Source organism: Sediminibacterium sp. C3, from assembly GCF_000508085.1.
Classification (GTDB): Bacteria; Bacteroidota; Bacteroidia; order Chitinophagales; family Chitinophagaceae; genus Sediminibacterium.
Genome location: NZ_KI669560.1, coordinates 3,120,481 through 3,138,453 on the forward strand (window position 1 = coordinate 3,120,481; position 17,973 = coordinate 3,138,453).

General features: G+C 40.8%; 16 protein-coding genes. 8 read left to right on the plus strand and 8 right to left on the minus strand.

Annotated features, from left to right (window positions below; translation table 11 throughout):
* Positions 1-36: 36 nt before the first annotated feature.
* Genes F777_RS0114605 through gpmI form a run of 3 tightly spaced genes read right to left on the minus strand, consistent with a single transcriptional unit; the run spans position 37 to position 2,563 of the window.
* On the minus strand, positions 37-534 hold the full coding sequence (locus F777_RS0114605) for a hypothetical protein (RefSeq protein ID WP_026752698.1): 498 nt from the start codon (positions 532-534) through the stop codon (positions 37-39).
* A gap of 6 nt (positions 535-540) precedes the next feature.
* Positions 541-1,029: a heme-binding domain-containing protein gene (locus tag F777_RS0114610; RefSeq protein ID WP_026752699.1), complete on the minus strand. Its 489-nt coding sequence runs from the start codon at positions 1,027-1,029 to the stop codon at positions 541-543.
* Positions 1,030-1,039: 10 nt separating this feature from the next.
* Positions 1,040-2,563, minus strand: a complete 1,524-nt coding sequence (gene gpmI, locus F777_RS0114615; protein WP_026752700.1) for a 2,3-bisphosphoglycerate-independent phosphoglycerate mutase — start codon at positions 2,561-2,563, stop codon at positions 1,040-1,042.
* 112 nt (positions 2,564-2,675) lie between these two features.
* Between gpmI and F777_RS0114620 the strand changes: the two genes are divergently transcribed.
* From F777_RS0114620 to F777_RS16945, 6 genes are all read left to right on the plus strand, one after another.
* A complete protein-coding gene (locus F777_RS0114620) occupies positions 2,676-3,059 on the plus strand; it encodes a DUF4783 domain-containing protein (RefSeq protein WP_161631524.1) in 384 nt (127 codons plus the stop codon).
* A gap of 9 nt (positions 3,060-3,068) precedes the next feature.
* Positions 3,069-3,932 carry a carboxylating nicotinate-nucleotide diphosphorylase gene (nadC, locus tag F777_RS0114625; protein ID WP_026752702.1) on the plus strand — a complete coding sequence of 288 codons (864 nt, stop codon included), beginning with the start codon at positions 3,069-3,071 and terminating at the stop codon, positions 3,930-3,932.
* Positions 3,933-4,068: 136 nt separating this feature from the next.
* Positions 4,069-5,913 (plus strand): tetratricopeptide repeat-containing sensor histidine kinase, encoded by a 1,845-nt coding sequence (locus F777_RS0114630; protein ID WP_026752703.1) that lies wholly within the window; start codon positions 4,069-4,071, stop codon positions 5,911-5,913.
* On the plus strand, positions 5,910-6,308 hold the full coding sequence (locus tag F777_RS16935) for a translation initiation factor (RefSeq protein ID WP_051408641.1): 399 nt from the start codon (positions 5,910-5,912) through the stop codon (positions 6,306-6,308). The genes F777_RS0114630 and F777_RS16935 overlap by 4 nt, the downstream gene beginning before the upstream one ends.
* A 26-nt stretch (positions 6,309-6,334) precedes the next feature.
* On the plus strand, positions 6,335-6,832 hold the full coding sequence (locus F777_RS17850; RefSeq protein WP_201767618.1) for a hypothetical protein: 498 nt from the start codon (positions 6,335-6,337) through the stop codon (positions 6,830-6,832).
* Between the two features lie 81 nt (positions 6,833-6,913).
* The gene (locus tag F777_RS16945) at positions 6,914-9,331 is read left to right on the plus strand and encodes a zinc-dependent metalloprotease (protein ID WP_201767619.1); all 2,418 of its coding nucleotides are present in this window, start codon (positions 6,914-6,916) and stop codon (positions 9,329-9,331) included.
* 74 nt (positions 9,332-9,405) lie between these two features.
* Here F777_RS16945 and F777_RS0114650 read toward each other — a convergent pair whose 3' ends face one another.
* Together F777_RS0114650 and F777_RS0114655 are read right to left on the minus strand one after the other, a co-directional pair.
* Positions 9,406-11,073, minus strand: a complete 1,668-nt coding sequence (locus F777_RS0114650; RefSeq protein ID WP_026752704.1) for a pyruvate dehydrogenase complex dihydrolipoamide acetyltransferase — start codon at positions 11,071-11,073, stop codon at positions 9,406-9,408.
* A 52-nt stretch (positions 11,074-11,125) separates the two neighbouring features.
* Positions 11,126-12,580 carry an NADP-dependent isocitrate dehydrogenase gene (locus tag F777_RS0114655; RefSeq protein WP_026752705.1) on the minus strand — a complete coding sequence of 485 codons (1,455 nt, stop codon included), beginning with the start codon at positions 12,578-12,580 and terminating at the stop codon, positions 11,126-11,128.
* A 133-nt stretch (positions 12,581-12,713) separates the two neighbouring features.
* On the opposite strand from F777_RS0114655, the gene apaG reads away from it, so the two are divergent.
* Entirely contained in the window at positions 12,714-13,100 is a 387-nt protein-coding gene (gene apaG, locus F777_RS0114660; protein ID WP_026752706.1) for a Co2+/Mg2+ efflux protein ApaG, read from the plus strand.
* 12 nt (positions 13,101-13,112) lie between these two features.
* On the opposite strand, the gene F777_RS0114665 is transcribed toward apaG, so the two are convergent.
* Positions 13,113-14,117, minus strand: a complete 1,005-nt coding sequence (locus F777_RS0114665) for a gliding motility lipoprotein GldB (RefSeq protein ID WP_026752707.1) — start codon at positions 14,115-14,117, stop codon at positions 13,113-13,115.
* Positions 14,118-14,173: 56 nt separating this feature from the next.
* Between F777_RS0114665 and F777_RS0114670 the strand changes: the two genes are divergently transcribed.
* Complete coding sequence (locus F777_RS0114670; RefSeq protein ID WP_026752708.1) at positions 14,174-15,856, plus strand: NAD+ synthase; 1,683 nt, start codon at positions 14,174-14,176, stop codon at positions 15,854-15,856.
* A 16-nt stretch (positions 15,857-15,872) separates the two neighbouring features.
* Here the strand turns inward: F777_RS0114670 and F777_RS0114675 are convergent, their stop codons facing one another.
* Entirely contained in the window at positions 15,873-16,727 is an 855-nt protein-coding gene (locus F777_RS0114675; protein WP_161631525.1) for a universal stress protein, read from the minus strand.
* A 64-nt stretch (positions 16,728-16,791) separates the two neighbouring features.
* Positions 16,792-17,967, minus strand: coding sequence for an acetyl-CoA C-acyltransferase (locus F777_RS0114680; RefSeq protein ID WP_026752710.1), 1,176 nt, complete (start codon positions 17,965-17,967; stop codon positions 16,792-16,794).
* Between the last annotated feature and the right edge of the window lie 6 nt (positions 17,968-17,973).

Below are 17,973 nucleotides of genomic sequence, written 5' to 3' on the forward strand. Positions count from 1 at the left end.
CTGAGCTAGGTTGCAATAAAAAAACGTTACATAGAATCAACCCCTTGGTGGAGGCACAATAATATCAAGATAAATATGTTTGGTCCATTGAGATGCAGTAAAAAAAATCCGGACATGAGAAATCCAATGAATAGGCAATTGTAAACCCTGTTGCACTACACCCATAGATTGAATAACAATGAGCTTAACTAGAAAATCTTTGAACTTTCCCTTATGGTGTATTAACTGATTGGTTTTTTCGTGAATAGCCTGTTCCCTGTGATCCGTTAATCCATCTACCTGATAACGCCCATCAGCCAACTGAGTAAAAGCTACAACGTCGAACATAACCCCGCGAATCTTCATTTCCCTTCCCTCTTCTACCCAGGTAAATTCATGGCGTTCTAAAACAAATCTTTCCAGTTTGTCTGATGCAAGTGCCTTCTCCATTTCAAGTTTTACCCTTTGCTTCTGCAATTGTAAAAAAGCAAATAACAATAAAGGCAAAACCTGAATGGCAAGTAAAATTCCAACAACCAGTTTGCGGGGAGTCAATCTCTGTTATTTCTTCTTTTTCATAATAAGGCTATCCGCAGGATACCTTGCTTTCATGGTATCTCTAACTGCCAATGACCAGTTCATCAGCATATCTTTCTCCTCCTTTGTTAAAATGGCGTTTCTGTGAACTACCGTGTACGATTCCAAAGGCATTTCACCTCCTTTAACTTCATCGAATACTTCTTCCAGTTTGTGAAACTGTTTGGCCAGTCTGTAGCTGGCAAACTCATTAAAATTCAAATGCTTCTTGCCGTCTTTTACATGATCATCCAACCACCAGGCCAGGGGCTGGATTTCAGCATACCAGGGATACACGGTTTGGTTACTGTGACAATCGTTACAGGCTTTCACCAATATCTGATCTACTTCTGCTGGTACCGCATAAAGCGTACTGATATCATTGTCTTTCGTTCCGGAAAGATTTTTTTCAGGTCTGAATGCCTGAAGAATCAGTAATACAACCAATAGCGCAATCAATACTTTTTTAAACATGTTTATAAGTTTAGTGGGTTAAGATAGTCCCTGTCATGTCTGAAGGAACCGGAATATTCATGAAGGAAAGAATGGTTGGAGCAATATCACCTAATTTTCCGGGTTTCACTTCTCCTCTCCAGGTCTTATCTATCACAAACAGTGGAACAGGGTTCAATGTATGGGCTGTATTGGGCGATCCGTCTTCATTTATCAGGTAATCTGCATTTCCGTGATCGGCAGTTAAAAAGATGGTATAGCCGTGTTCCAGCGCCAGCGTTACAATCTTGCCAACACAGCGGTCTACTGTTTCAACCGCTTTTACAACTGCGTCAAATACCCCTGTATGACCCACCATATCTGCATTGGCAAAATTCAGACAAATAAAATCGGCTGATTCTGCAGCAATTTCAGGCAGCAATTTTTCTGTGAGTTCCGCTGCACTCATTTCAGGTTGTAAATCATAAGTGGCCACTTTGGGTGATGCAGCCATAATACGGGACTCCCCTTCAAAAGGCAGTTCCCTTCCCCCACTAAAGAAAAAAGTTACATGAGGATACTTTTCGGTTTCAGCAATTCTGATTTGCTTTTTACCATGGGCTGCCAACACTTCCCCAAGCGTATTGGCAAGGTTATCGTTTTCGAATACAACATGAACATTTTTAAACGTCTGGTCGTATTGTGTCATGGTGGTATAATGCAATTGCAGGGGCTGCATCTGATGCTCCGGAAAAGCCTGCTGCGTAAGCACTTCGGTAATTTCCCTGCAACGGTCTGTTCTGAAATTAAATGCAATTACCACATCACCTTCTGCAATGGTAGCAGTAGGCTGACCATTCGTATCCGTAATAACAGTAGGTAATATAAATTCATCGGTAACACCCGCCTCATAGCTATTTGCAATGGCTTCCGCTGCTGAGCCAGCATTATTCCCCCTGGCATGAACCAGACAGTGATAGGCCAGTGCTACTCTTTCCCAACGTTTGTCTCTGTCCATGGCATAATAGCGACCGGATACAGTGGCAATGGTACCCGTTGAAGTTTTCAGATGGTTTTCCAGGGATTGAACATATCCCAATCCGCTTTTTGGATCGGTATCCCTGCCATCTGTAAATGCATGGATATATACATTCTCTAAACCCTGTTCATAAAAGATACTACAAAGGGCTTTTAAATGATTGGTATGTGAATGCACTCCTCCGTCACTTACCAAACCAAGCAGGTGCAATTTTTTACCCGGTTTTCTGGCTTCTTCTATGGCGGCCCGTAAAGCAGGATTATTAGCGAGAGATCCATCTCTAACTGCCACATTAATTCGCTGTAACTCCTGATACACAATTCTGCCTGCGCCCAGATTCAGGTGACCAACTTCACTGTTGCCCATCTGTCCTTCGGGCAAACCCACATCTTCACCACAGGTAGTTAATGTTGTATTGGGATATTGATGATATAATGAACTCACAAAAGGCACATGGGCATGCTGGATTGCGTCGGCCGCTTTTACCTGACCCAGCCCCCATCCATCCATAATAATTAATATAACTTTCTTACTCATGTGTTAAAGTTAACTTTTTTTATCATTCGGCTTTTGGCTGTACATTTATCAGAGAGAAAAAAAAGGCCGATTTTGGCATGATTATAGCAGATTTTAAGGTAAAATGGATTTTATGAAGCACTGGATAATGACGATTTGTTTTTTAATGGGGGGATTGATCACTGCTCAGGCACAATCAGACACCGATATGGTTGTACGTGCATTAAAGACAGGCAATCCAGAAATGATCACCACATATCTGGATGATTTTGTAGACCTTAAGTTATTAGATAAGGATGAAGTTAAAAACATGAGCAAAAATCAGGCTGCCATGGCTTTAAAATCATTCTATGCAGAACAGAGCGTAAAAGGATTCGAGAAAGTATCCGAAGGAGGAAAAGGTACACTGATTTATATATTGGGCAAATTAACCACTTCAGGAAAAAGCTTCAATATCACGGTTCAATTAAAACAAAAAGCGGGTAATTTTTATATTATTACCATGCGTATCAGTTAAGCGACTTACATGAATTCATTTGATATTGCCTTAGCCAATTTAGTGGAACAAGCCATTAAAGAAGATGTTGGGAATGGGGATCATTCCACATTAAGCTGTATCCCCGAAGATTTAAAAGGGAAAGCAGTACTGAAAATTAAAGAGGCAGGTATTCTGGCGGGTGTTTCTGTAGCTGAAAAGATTTTCAGGCAGCTGGAGCCAGGTTCAATCCTTACTGTGTTTAAGCAGGATGGTGAACAGATGGTGGCTGGAGAAATTGCTTTTGAAATTGAAGCATCTGTTCATACCATTTTAAAAGGAGAAAGACTGGTATTGAATTGCATGCAAAGAATGAGCGGAATTGCTACGCTAACCAGACAGTACACCCACATTTTGGATGGCTATCATACCCGATTACTCGACACCAGAAAAACAACCCCGAATTTCCGATTGCTGGAAAAAGAGGCAGTGAGAATTGGGGGAGGAATCAATCACCGTTTTGGCCTATACGATATGATAATGCTGAAAGACAATCATATTGATTTTTGTGGTGGAATTATAAAAGCTATTGAAAAAGCATATGCCTATTCACAATCGCTGGAGCAGCCACTTAAAATTGAAGTGGAAACCCGCAGTTTGGAAGATGTTATCGTAATATGCAATCAGGCTCTGGACAAAGTAGACCGCATCATGCTAGATAATTTTAACCCGGAACAAATAAAGGGTGCTCTTGACCTTATACGAGGTAGAGTTGAAACAGAAGCCAGCGGAGGTATTCATCTTAAAAATATTGTTGACTTCGCAAAAACAGGGGTAGACTTTGTAAGCGTAGGAGGGCTGATTCATCAGGCAAGAAGTCTAGACCTTAGTTTAAAAGCCAGCTTCGCGAAATAAATAGGGGGATTCAAGAAATAAATATTTATCGGCTTTCTAAATTTTGTAATTTACCGGCATCAGAAAATCCAGCATGAAGCCAGCTCTCAGGAAGATATTACATCTTTTTTGTTTTGTCCTTTCTTCTTTTACGATTATGATAAGTCATGCGCAATCCTATTCAAAGGACAGCATTGACGCAATAATCAATAAAGAGACTGGCATAAGTGAAAAGGCGGCTTTATTGAATTACTACGCAGACTTGCTTGCCGACAAGAATACTGTACTGGCAACCAATTATGCCAATCAGGCATTGTTAATAAGCACACAACAAAAATTACATAAGGAAAAAGGGAAGGCCCTGAATAATCTTGCATGGATTAAATATCGAAAGGGAGATTTTACTTCGGCATTTGAACACAGTACTCAAGCCCTGAAATGGAATGAAGAAATGGGAAACTTGCCAGAGCTGGCTGCCTCCTATCGTTGTATGGCTTCTGTGTTCAATAGTCAGACCAATTTTAAAAAAGCAATTGAACTATTTAAAAAAGACCTGGAATTACATACCCGTCTCTCAGACAAAAAAAGCGTTGGAAGAGCCCTGAACAATATTGCCTTTTGTTTCTTCAAAGAGAAATTAATAGACAGTGCTCTTCACTATAATCAAATAGCATTGAATTTTAATCAGCAACTCAATGACGATTATCTCCTTGCTTTCTCCTATAGAAATATGGGGGACCTTTTTGAATTCAATGGAAAGAACGATAGCGCAAGATTGTATTATTCCAAAACCATTGAGAAGGCAGAAAAGGTTAATAGCATTCAATTACAACTAACAGCGAAATATAGAATTGGCAGAAATTTAAGTAGTGAGAAAAAATACAGAGAAGCAATCAAATACCTGGAAAAAGCACTGGCATTGGGTATTCAAATGGGAGCTAAGTCAGAAACATCGCTGATTTATAATTTACTATCTCTTGCCTACGAGGGAAATGGACAATATAAAGATGCTTTTCTGGCTCAAAAAAAATACAGTGCCCTGAACGACTCGTTATACCAGGAAAAAAGCAGATCCAAACTGGCTGAAATGCAGGCAAAGTTCGAGGCCGAAAAAAAACAATCAGAAATTAATCAACTGAAGAAAGAAAAGCAGCAGCAGGAAAAAGAAGGCCGGCAAAAGACTTTTCTGAATATTTCATTGATTGTTACTTCACTCATTTTTATCATAATGCTGGTAGTAATTTGGAGGAGAAATAAATTTAAAACAGTCACCAATTTATTACTGAAACAACAGAAAGAAGAACTGGAAGAAACCTTATTATTAAAAGATAAAGTCTTCTCCATTGTTTCACACGACTTAAGGTCTCCCATAGCCTCCCTGAACGCCGTATTACCTATGCTAGACCCGGATACACTAGATAAAGAAAGTTACCACGAATTAAAAGACAAGCTTTCGCAACAGGTACAAAATCTGCATTATGTGCTAGACAATCTGTTGATCTGGTCAAGATCCAGAATGAAAGGCATTTCAGGCAATGAAAGCACACGCTTTGTGCTAAAAAATCAGGCAGATATTTCCGTTAAACTCCTGAAAGCCTTAGCTCAGCAAAAAGAGATCAACATTATTAATCAGATTGACGGCAACCTGTTTTACTCGGCGGATTCTCAGCATTTCGACATTATCATTAGAAATTTAATACTGAATGCCATCAAATTCACGCCGGAAAAAGGCATGATACAACTAAACAGCGAAGTGACAGACAGCCATATCCATATATCCGTTTCAGACAATGGTGTGGGCATGACACAGGAACAGGTAAATCGTCTTTTTCAATTAAAAACCCATTTTACCACCCCTGGAACACAAAAAGAAAAAGGGACCGGACTTGGACTTTTAATTTGTGCGGAATATGCCGCTGCCAATAACTGGAATATCCAGGTAAAAAGCGAACCAGGCAAAGGCAGTCAATTTTCCATTATTTTACCCAAAAAAGCAGCATGAGCAAGAAAAATACCGCAGACAGAGCTGGCTTCGTTTACAGCACCGATCCTAATTTTCAATTCAACAGAGAGGAAGAAAATCCTCTGGAAACCTTGCCCCCCGCCGATCAGCGACTATGGATTCAGCTAGACAAAAAACAAAGAGGGGGCAAAATAGTTACCCTGATAACCGGTTTTACAGGTACCGAAGAAGACCTGGAAAAACTGTCTAAGCAACTGAAAAATTTTTGTGGAACGGGTGGGAGTGCAAAAGACGGAGAAGCCATTATCCAGGGAGATCAGCGCGACAAGGTCCTGGCTTGGTTACAGAAAAACGGATATTCAAAAACCAAAAAAAATAGACCCCTAATGAATTATTTTTTGTTAGGAAAAAATTCTAACTTACTGTCATTCTAAAACTTTTCATTCAAACTAATACCATCATGGCAAAAGCAAGTAAAAAGAAAGCTGCTAAAAAAGCAGCTCCTAAAAAAGCAGCCAAAAAAGTAGCCCCCAAAAAAGCAGCTAAGAAAGCCGCTCCTAAAAAGGCTGCAAAAAAGGCTGCTCCCAAAAAAACAGTTAAGAAAGTAGCTAAGAAAGTAGCACCTAAAAAAGCTGCAAAGAAAGCTGCTCCCAAAAAAGCTGCAAAAAAAGTAGCACCTAAAAAAGCCGCAAAGAAAGTTGCGCCTAAAAAAGCCGCCAAAAAAGCAGCCCCTAAAAAAGCTGTTAAGAAAGCTGCTCCCAAAAAAGCAGTAAAAAAAGCAGCACCTAAAAAAGCCGCTCCTGCTAAAAAACCAACCGCCAAGAAGCCAGTTAAAAAAGTAAGCACACCTGCTCCTGTAGCAGCTGCAACACCTGCTGCACCAGCACCTGCACCAGTAGCTACTGAAGCGCCAACCCTGTTTACTCCTGAAACACCAGGAACAGAAAACAACGGTTAATTTTTAGCTGAAATATATACACGACCCTGTTTTTATTCAATAAGAGCAGGGTCTTTTATTTTACTCTGTCTAAACACTAAAATGAAAAAAAATGAAAAGATGGTTAACCATGCTAACCTGTTTGTTGGCAATCACTCTTCAGGCTCAGGTAATTTCCCCGATTACAGAAAAACAAAGTCCATGAAAAAAATGGATGGCTTTTTTCCATTCTGGTACGATGCAGCAAACGGCAAAATCTGGTTACTGGTAAATAAAATCAATTCCGAATTTTTATACGTTAATAGTTTACCAGCAGGTTTGGGATCCAATGATATTGGACTCGACAGAGGACAATTAGGAGACTCCCGCATTGTTTACTTTCATAAAGTAGGAAAAAAACTATTGCTGATACAGCCCAACTACAGTTACAGAGCTAGTTCTACCGATGTTCAGGAACAAAAAGCAGTTGCTGAATCATTTGCCTCTTCAACGCTGGCTTCCTTTTCCATTGAAGCTGAAGAGAATGGGACATACCTGGTAGACATGAGTGCATTCCTGTTAAGAGATGCACATGGTGTTGCAGATAAAATAAGAAGTATGCGTCAGGGGAGCTATACTTTTAACGAAGCCCGTTCTGCAGTGTTTATTAATAACACCAGAAATTTCCCGCTAAACTCTGAATTTGAGGCCATGATTAGTTTTGTTGGTGGATCAGATGCCGGAAGACTGGTTAGATCAGTCAGCCCATCTACTGAAGCCATCACCGTTAGGATGCATCATTCTTTCGTTCAGCTTCCAGACAATCAGTATAAGCCCAGAAAATATGATATTAGAAGCGGCTACTTTGGAAAAACCTATTTCGACTATAGTAGTGATTTTACGGAACCCATTCAGCAAATGGTAATATCCAGACATCGTTTATTTAAAAAAGATCCCAATGCAAGTGTTAGTGAACCCGTTAACCCGATTGTATATTATCTGGACAATGGCACACCCGAACCTATTCGATCTGCTTTATTAGATGGAGCAAAATGGTGGAATCAGGCATTTGAAGCAGCTGGATACAAAAACGCTTTCATTGTTAAAATACTTCCAGATTCTGCAGACCCCATGGATATCCGATACAATATGATTAATTGGGTACATCGTTCTACCAGAGGATGGAGCTATGGTGCATCTGTTACGGATCCACGCACAGGTGAAATTATTAAAGGTCAGGTAACACTTGGCTCATTAAGAGTTAGACAGGATTATTTAATCTTTACCGGATTACTTTCACCTTATGAAACAGGAAAAAAAGTTCCGGAAACCATGCGTCAGGCTGCATTGCAAAGACTAAGACAATTGTCGGCCCATGAAATTGGACATACATTGGGGTTACAACACAACTATGCTTCCAGCGTTAATAACAGAGCTTCGGTAATGGACTATCCGCATCCTGCTGTTGTAATAAATAACAAAGGAGAAATTGATTTTAGCAATGTATACACCAACGAAATTGGAGAATGGGATAAAAGGGCAATCCAATACGGGTACACCCATTTTGCAGAAGGTGTTGATGAAAAAAATGCACTCAATGCTTTGCTAGAGGAAAATCAGCGTAAAGGATTATTGTTCATTGCAGATGCAGATGCCAGAGCAGCGGGTGGATTTCATCCCGATGCGCATTTATGGGATAATAACACAGACCCAATAACAGAACTGGAAAATGTGTTGGCAGTGAGAAAAAAAGCATTGGAAAAATTCAGTGAGAACGCGATACGCCACAACGAGCCCATGAGCTTACTGGAAGATGTATTAGTACCGGTTTACAATTATCACCGCTATCAGTCAGAAGCGGTAAGCAAATTAATAGGCGGAATCAATTACAGTTATAATGTAAGAGGAGACAAACAAGTACAGCCTACCGTTATTCCAGCAGCTACTCAGTCAAAAGCATTGCAAGCAGTTCTGAAAAGCTTATCTCCGGAAGTGCTAACCATACCTAATAAGATTGTGCAAATAATTCCTCCCCGCCCTCCAATGTATTACGGTGTAGGTGAAACATTTCCTAAGAGGACAGGCATGAGCTTTGATCCATTGGCAGCAGCTGAAGCACTTGCCCATTTTCAATTGTCTTTCCTCTTTAATGCGGAACGAGCCAATCGGTTGGTGCAATTAAAAGCCATGAATGGTACTCCGGGTTGGGATGACGTACTGGATGCAACTATCAATGCAATCTGGAAAGCCGCACCCGAAAAGGGTTTGGCCAGAGAAGTGCAAAAGCAAACCCAACAAATGGTACTGACCTGGTTGCTAGCCCTTAGCAAAAACGAGCAGGCCAACTATGCAGTACAGTCTATTTGTTTCAACAGGCTGGAAGCATTAAAAAAATATGCAGCTAGTCAAATGAACAACCCTGCCGACAAAGCACATTTCAGTTATGCCATAGAAAGAATTAACAATCCCAAGGATATTGCATTGCCGCAGCACAAGGAAATTCCTCCGGGAGCTCCAATAGGATGCGAGTGGGGTCTTTAAAACATAAAGAGGCTGTCTTTATCGGACAGCCTCTTTCATTTATTTCAAAAGCTATAAGCCTTAGATGCTATTGATTATACCAACATTCTAACTGGCTCTTCCAGCAACTGCTTCAAGGTCTGTAAGAATGCGGCACCTGTTGCTCCGTCTACTACTCTGTGGTCACAGCTTAATGTAAGCTTCATGATATTACCAGGAACAACCTGACCGTTCTTCACAACAGGCTCCTGAGAAATACCGCCCACTGCTAGTATGCAGGCATCAGGAGGATTAATGATAGCTGTAAACTGATCAATGCCAAACATACCCAGATTAGAAATAGTAAACGTGCTGCCCTCCCAGTCTGATGGCTGTAATTTTTTGTCCTTGGCTCTCTGAGCAAAGTCTTTTACTTCCGCACCAATCTGCGATAAAGACTTACTGTCTGCAAAACGTACAACAGGTACAAGCAAACCTTCATCTACTGCTACGGCCACTCCAATATTAATATGATCATTATAGCGGATGAAATCACCCATCCAGCTGCTATTGATTTTTGGATGCTTTTTTAAAGCCATGGCAGTAGCTTTTACTACCAGGTCATTAAAGCTCACTTTTACAGAAGCCACTTCATTGATTTTGGTTCTAGCCGCAATAGCTGCATCCATATCAATTTGCATGGTTAAATAGAAATGAGGCGCAGTAAACAAACTTTCACTCAACCGCTTAGCAATTACTTTGCGCATCTGAGAAACAGGAACATCCGTAAAGCTCACTTGACCAACAACTGCATTGTTGATTGCAGGCGCTGCAGATTTTGCAGCAGGTGCAGATGCAGCAACAGCAGTAGCAGGCGTATACTGATCAATATCTATTTTAGTAATTCTGCCATTGTCGCCTGAACCTTTTACATACTTAAGATCAATTCCTTTCTCAGCTGCGATTCTTCTGGCTAATGGAGAAGCAAATATTCTACCTGTATTCACCACTTCTGGTTCGGAAACCGAAGCGGAAGTAGCGGCAGATGTGGCCGCGGCTGTACTTGTGGCAGCCGGTGCCGGTGCAGCAACTGGCGCTGAAACGGAAGCAGCAGAACCTGATCCTGCTTTTACAGCCGCTACAATACCAGCAACATCCAATCCCTCCTTACCTATTATACAGAGCAAATCGTTCACTAAAATCTTTTCGCCTGGCTGAGCACCCTGGTATAATAAAACACCATCCTTGTAGCTCTCCAATTCCATGGTGGCTTTATCGGTTTCAATTTCAGCTAAAACTTCGCCTTTCTTAACCACTTCACCCACCGCTTTTTGCCAGGAAGCAATTACTCCTTCCGTCATAGTATCACTTAAGCGAGGCATTAAAACCACTTCTTCCATTGCAGAAACATCAATTGCTGAAGTTGTGCTGGCAGTTGGCTCGGGGATGGAAGCTGTAGCAGGAGCAGCCGTCTCAACGGTGGCAGCAGGTGCCGGAGCAGCAGAGTTTCCACCGTGAATCTTTAATAAATCACTGATATCTTCCCCTGGCTTGCCAAAAATGGCCAGCAAATCGTTTACCTGTAGCTTTCCGCCATTGGGAGTTCCTATATGCAATAAGACCCCGTCCTGATAGCTTTCCAGCTCCATGGTTGCCTTATCTGTCTCAATTTCTGCAAGAAGATCCCCTTTCTTAACTGTGTCTCCTACGTTTTTATGCCATGCGGCAATCACCCCTTCTGTCATGGTATCACTCAATCGGGGCATTAATATCACTTCAGCCATTGTTCGTATCTGCTTTAAATGAGCCGTGAAATTACGTTAAAAATCAACTCAATTACTGCCCCTGTGCCAGACTGTAGGCTTTTTTATCGCCCCACATATTTAAAATTTCTGTTGAGCATACTTTAAAATCAGCCGTAAGGCGCTTATATAATTCAATGATATCAATCTGGGTCAGTGGTTGGTCTCCCACACTCTCAAAACGACAACGGTACTGATTTACCAAATTGGTGAAAACAGAACCTTTAGGCCATACCTGGGTACCGCGGTTACTGATGGTTACCAGCTTAAACAGATCCAGGGTATGTTGCAAGCACTTATCTGCCACAACAGAAGGCTGCTCATTGCTTTCAATAAACATATCTACTCCAACAATAAATTCATTCATTTCTTCCTTGGATTCCAACATGGGGTTGTGCTCCAGTTTAAATACGGTTGGGGTAATTGCTGAATCCTGCAACAACTGTTTGGGATTATGTGCAGGTTGCTTACCAAAATTGGCAATAATGGCATTGGCAAATTCAGTTGTATTTAACGCAGCGGTATGCTTGTCGCCAAAATCTCCGGTATGCTGTCCAGATTCTAGCGTGTACAATAATGCATTCTCAATCATGGCAGCAGATTGCATCAATCCCAGGTGACGCAGCATGCCAAATCCACTTAACAACAAAGCAGTTGGGTTGGCAATATTCTTACCAGCTATATCCGGAGCAGTACCATGAACCGCTTCAAAAATAGAAATATGATCTCCAATATTGGCAGAAGGAGCAAAACCTAATCCACCCACCAAACCGGCACAAAGATCACTTACAATATCTCCCTGAAGGTTGGTCAGCACCACCACATCAAATAAATCGGGGCGGCTAACCAGCTTCATACACAAATCATCTACAATAACATCATCCGCTTTTAATTCCGGATATTCCTTGGCAATTTCATAAAACACTTCAAGGAACAAGCCATCGGTTAATTTCATGATATTGGCTTTGTGTCCACAGGTAATTCTTCTGCAGCCTTTCTTTTTAGCCATTTCAAAAGCATAGCGGATAACCTGAGCACTTCCCGGACGGGTGATAAATCTTCTGCTCAATGCTACGTCATTGGTAAGCATATGCTCAATACCCCCATAAGTGTCTTCAATATTCTCTCTAACAATGGTAATATCAATGGGCACACCGGCCTTACTAAATACGGTATCAACGCCATGCAGGGTCTGGAAAGTTCTTTTATTGGCGTAGGTATTCCATGTTTTTCGGGCAGTTACATTTACGCTCTTTACTCCCTTACCCTTTGGGGTTTCCATAGGACCTTTAAATAAAATCCCCAATGACTCAATGGTTTGCTGTGCTTCCGGTGTCATCCCGTTGCTGTATCCTTTGTCGAATACCCATTTTCCCATTTCTACTACTTCGTATTCAAGAGGAACTTTAGCAGCATTAAATATGGACAAAACGGCGTCCATAATTTCAGGACCAATTCCATCTCCTTTAGCTACGGCAATTTTAGTCATAATCGTTGATTTTTGTGGTGCAAAAGTACAGCCGAATCAATGATTTTAAGCATTTATTCACAGGTTAATTTCTTAAAATTGACCATATAGAATGTTAATTTACCTACATTTACAATGACCAATAACAATATCTATGGTTTCTAAAATTTCAGCGGGAATTGAAATCACAGTAGAAGTTTTCTATCAGGCCGATTACAGCAATCCACTGAAAGGAGAATTCATGTTTGCTTACCGAATAACCATAGAGAATCACAATAAATTTTCGGTTCAATTACTCAGAAGACACTGGTTTATTTTCGACAGTAACGCAGAACACAGAGAAGTGGAAGGAGAAGGGGTTGTGGGAGTACAACCCATACTGGCTCCGGGAGAGCAATACACATATGTTAGTGGCTGTAATTTAAAAACTGAAATTGGAAAAATGCAGGGAACTTATACCCTGATTAACCAATATTCACAAGAGACTTTTAAGGTATCCATCCCTGCTTTTGATTTAATAGCCCCTTCTAAAATGAACTAATCTGCAATAAGACTACCCAGGTTTGTATCTGGATTCCTCAAATAGTTGAACAGGATCTTTTTTCATGAGTGAATCCATGCTCATCCCTTTGTTTTTTGCCGCCCATTTTTTTACTATTTGCCAGCCCACGAACTGACCGATATTACCTGGAGAATCTTTTCCAAAGGCATTGGTAAAAGGTCCATCGGTTATATATTCCCGAATGAGCTGAGGGTCGGTTTTGTAAAGCATATCATTCTGTACAAAGAAAGCCCAGATATTTTTTTCGTTGGCATAACAAGCTTCCAGCTGCTTTTGCTGGTAGCCAATAATTAATGAGTCTGGGGTTGATGGCAGCAAATGGTCGGTCAGGTATATTTTTTTTCCTGATTCCACCATTTGCGCAATCAATGGCTTTCCATAATGCTGACCGGGATACATATCCATAACAATGGCATTCATGGCATTAACCGGAATATAGGCAGGCTCAAATCTTCTTGAAACATAGGCAGGGTATAGCATTTGGCCCTGTTCGCTGGTGTAAAGAGGATGATCCTTACCCATATACAGCTGTAAACCTATGGCAATAGCATCTTCTGTTAGGATAGTAGCAAAACTATTAATAGGCCCCACAAACGTGATGAGTTTTTTAGGCAAAGCGTATTCAGGAAAATAGTATTTCACCAGTTGCAGCCCATTTTTAACCGTATTAAATTCTTCTGATTGTTTCTTAAAAATGGCTGTGCTCGATTGGTAAAGAGGTTGATAGGCTTTGTAAAAACTCTTCAGATCAGCAGTTTCTCTTTGCGGCATCAATTCCAGAATATTCGACAGAAAATCAGTGGCAAATCCCGGATATTGTTGATTCAGGGTATTAACAGAAGCTTCTAGTTGTGTGGTATCAATTGCAAAAAAAGCCTTTTCAAAATGTTGAACTTCCATTTCCACTTTTATATTAGACAGATCCGGAGTGGTTTCCTGGTTATTACAGGAAACTAAGCCCAAGGCTAATACAGATAACAGGAAAACTCTTTTCATATGCGAATTAACGGAAAGGATTGCGATCCTATTGTTAAATTGATGAAATTTGCAGCATGAAAATATTCATAGCCCAACAAAATTATCATATTGGCAATTTTGCACAGAACACAGAAAAAATAATTAAGGCAATTAATGCAGCCAAAGCTGCAGGAGGCGACTTGATTTTATTCAGCGAGATGACCGTTTGCGGATACCCTGCAAGGGATTTTGTTGAGTTTGAAGATTTCATTGAAAAATGCACGGAAGCAATCAACACCATCAGGGAACACGCAGACACCATTGGGGTGTTGATTGGAAGTCCTGTAAAGAATAATCATAAGAGAGGAAAGGACTTGTTTAATGCCGCCTACTTTTTATACGAGAAAGACGTAAAAGCCATTGTGCACAAGACCCTGTTACCTACTTACGATGTCTTCGACGAATACCGGTATTTTGAGCCTGCTTACGAATGGAATATCATTCACTTCAAAGGAAAAAAACTGGCAGTAACCATTTGCGAAGACATTTGGAATTTAGGAGACAACCCTTTGTATAGAATTTGTCCGATGGATGAGTTAATGAAGTTTAATCCGGACATGATGTTGAACCTGAGTGCCTCCCCATTTGATTACACACACGACGAAGACAGAAAGGCTGTGATTAAAGCGAATGTGCAGAAATACAAGATTCCCCTTTTTTATTGCAACGCAGTTGGCAGTCAAACAGAAATAGTTTTTGACGGCGCTTCGCTGGTTTTTGACAAAGAAGCCAATCTAATGAAAGCCTTCCCAATGTTTGAAGAGGCATTGGATTATGTTGAGTTAAATGACAATGGAAGCATTAACGGACCTATACTGGAACCAGCTAGCAGAATTCCAGAAAAAGAATTAAATCCCGCTAAACTGGAGCCTGAATTAAATATTGAGCAGGTCTACAATGCACTGGTATCGGGCATCAGAGATTATTTTAACAAAATGGGGTTTACCAAAGCCATACTGGGTTCATCCGGTGGGATTGATTCTGCCGTTACGCTTGCAATTGCCTGTGATGCGCTGGGTGCCGAAAATGTAAGAGCTATTTTAATGCCTTCTCCTTACTCTACCGATCATTCAGTAAACGATGCAATTGAACTCAGTAAAAATCTGAATAATCCTTATGATATAATCCGAATAGATTCGGTTTACCAATCCTTTTTGCAAACACTGGAACCCTTGTTTACCGGATTGCCTTTTTCGCTGGCAGAAGAGAATATACAAAGCAGAAGCAGAGGAAATCTATTGATGGCCATCGCGAATAAATTTGGATACGTGCTGTTAAACACTTCCAATAAAAGTGAACTGGCTACCGGATATGGAACCCTTTATGGAGACATGGCCGGAGGATTGGGGGTATTAGGTGACTGTTATAAACTTCAAGTATATGCATTGGCCAGGTATATCAATCGGAACAAAGAAATCATTCCGTTGAATATTATAGATAAAGCCCCTAGTGCAGAACTAAGGCCCAATCAAAAAGACAGCGACAGTTTGCCCGATTATCAAGTGTTAGATAAACTATTGTATCAATACATTGAAAAACGCCAAAGTCCGGATAATATAAAAACACAGGGATTTGATGCCGCATTGGTTGACCGTACTATTAAAATGGTCAACAACAATGAATACAAGCGCAACCAGTTCTGTCCGATTATTCGCATTTCGCCCAAAGCATTTGGAGTTGGACGAAGAATGCCGATTGTTGGAAAATACCTGAGTTAATAAAAGTACACTGGCATTAGTCTTGTCTGCTTAAAACCAGTACCGGCACATGGCTGTGAAATGCCAGTTTCTTGGTATGACTGGAAGAGAAAATTCTTTCAAAGAAATTATGTTCTTTGGGTACAGTAATTACCAGGTCAATTCCCTTTTCATCAACAAATTGGTTTACACCATCCAGGAAATTCTTTGCATGAGAAAAGTGATAAGTAGGGTTTAATGTATCCATTACGGTATGTACGGCAAAACTTTCACCCATTACAGTACCAGGAAAGGTTTCCTCAAATTCACTGGGTTCACCTTCAATATTAAAAACGTCTAAACTGGAACCTGTTAATTGCTGGAATGCGGCAATCTGGTTAACAGGAATGTATTTTTCTGCGTCATTAAAATCACAGGCAAACATGAGTTTTTTAACCGGTTTAAAAACAGTATTAGCAGGCACAATGATTAATGGCAAAGAAGTATTTTCTGCAATATGAACTGTATTGCTGCCAATCAGGGTTTCTTCTAATGCACCGCCACCGGTAATCCCCATAACCACTAGCTCTATAGGATCTTTCTCTTGCAAATCTTCCAGTGCTGAAAGAATGGAACCATAAACTGCCAGTGTATCAAAAATAATTTTAGTGTCGGAATATTTAACCAGTAAATCAGCCCTGAACTGCAAGAGTCTGTTCTCTGCCGTTTCCCTAAAACCATCTACTTCCGGTATCTGAATACCCGGCATCATAGGATCAATGGCAACGGGAATTTCATAGGCATGCAAAAGGATAATGCGTTCTGCATTTACCTGTTGTGCAAAATGCACGGCATAGTCGGCAGCATTTCTGGCGGTAGCAGAAAAATCGGTAGGTAAAACAATGGTTTTCATGATTCGGTGATTTAGCATGAAGTTCCTACTAAATTCCAACACAAAAAATGAAAAAAATCATGAATTACAGGTTTTCTATAATTCCGGCAATCCCTTGTCCGCCACCTACACAAGCGGTAACCAAACCATATTTTTTATTCAATCGCTTCATGTCGTTTAGCAATTGTACAGTCAGTTTACATCCTGTGCAACCCAATGGATGGCCCAATGCAATAGCACCTCCGTTTATATTCACTCTGGATGGATCCAATCCTAGCTCTCTAATTACAGCCAAAGATTGGGAAGCAAATGCCTCATTCAATTCAATTAAATCAATATCAGCTAAGTTCATACCGGCCTGCTTCAATACTTTGGGTATGGCAGCAACCGGACCAATGCCCATGATTCTGGGATGCACCCCTGCAGAAGCACAATTCACTAATCGCCCAATAGGCTGTAGTCCGAGAGAATTCATCATTCTCTCACTCATCACAAGGGCAAAAGCCGCGCCATCACTGGTTTGAGAAGAATTACCAGCAGTAACCGATCCATTAACGGCAAATGCAGGCTTCAATTTAGCAAGACCTTCTACCGTAGTGTCGGCTCTTAATCCCTCATCCGTATCCACAACATAGGAACGCGTTGCTTTTTTGCCCTTTTCATTCAAATAGGTTTCTTCCACTGTAATAGGAAGTATGCCCGATTTAAAATAGCCGTTCTCAATGGCATTTTTCGCTTTCATATGAGACTGATATGCAAACTCATCCTGGTCTTCTCTAGACACGTTAAATTCTTTCGCAACAGCTTCAGCCGTTAAGCCCATACTTAAATAATAATCAGGCTCATCTTTTGCAATGGCATAAGAAGGAACAGTCTTCCAACCGGCAGTGGGAACCATACTCATGCTCTCTGTACCACCGGCAATAATACATTCAGCCATACCGGTTCTGATTTTAGCGGTTGCAGTTGCAATGCTCTCTAAACCACTTGCACAATAACGGTTAATGGTGATACCCGCCGCATCAATACCCAATGCTTTGGCTGCTATTATTCTACCAAACTGCAAACCCTGTTCCGCTTCCGGAACAGCGTTTCCCACAATCACATCATCCACCAGCTTTGTATCCAGCTGAGGTACGGAAGCAACCAATCCCTTGATAACTTCTACAGCCAGATCATCAGGTCTGAAGAATCGGAACCCACCTTTCTTACTTTTCGTTACTGCGGTTCGGTAACCTGCTACAATGTAAGCTTCTTGCATAAACTG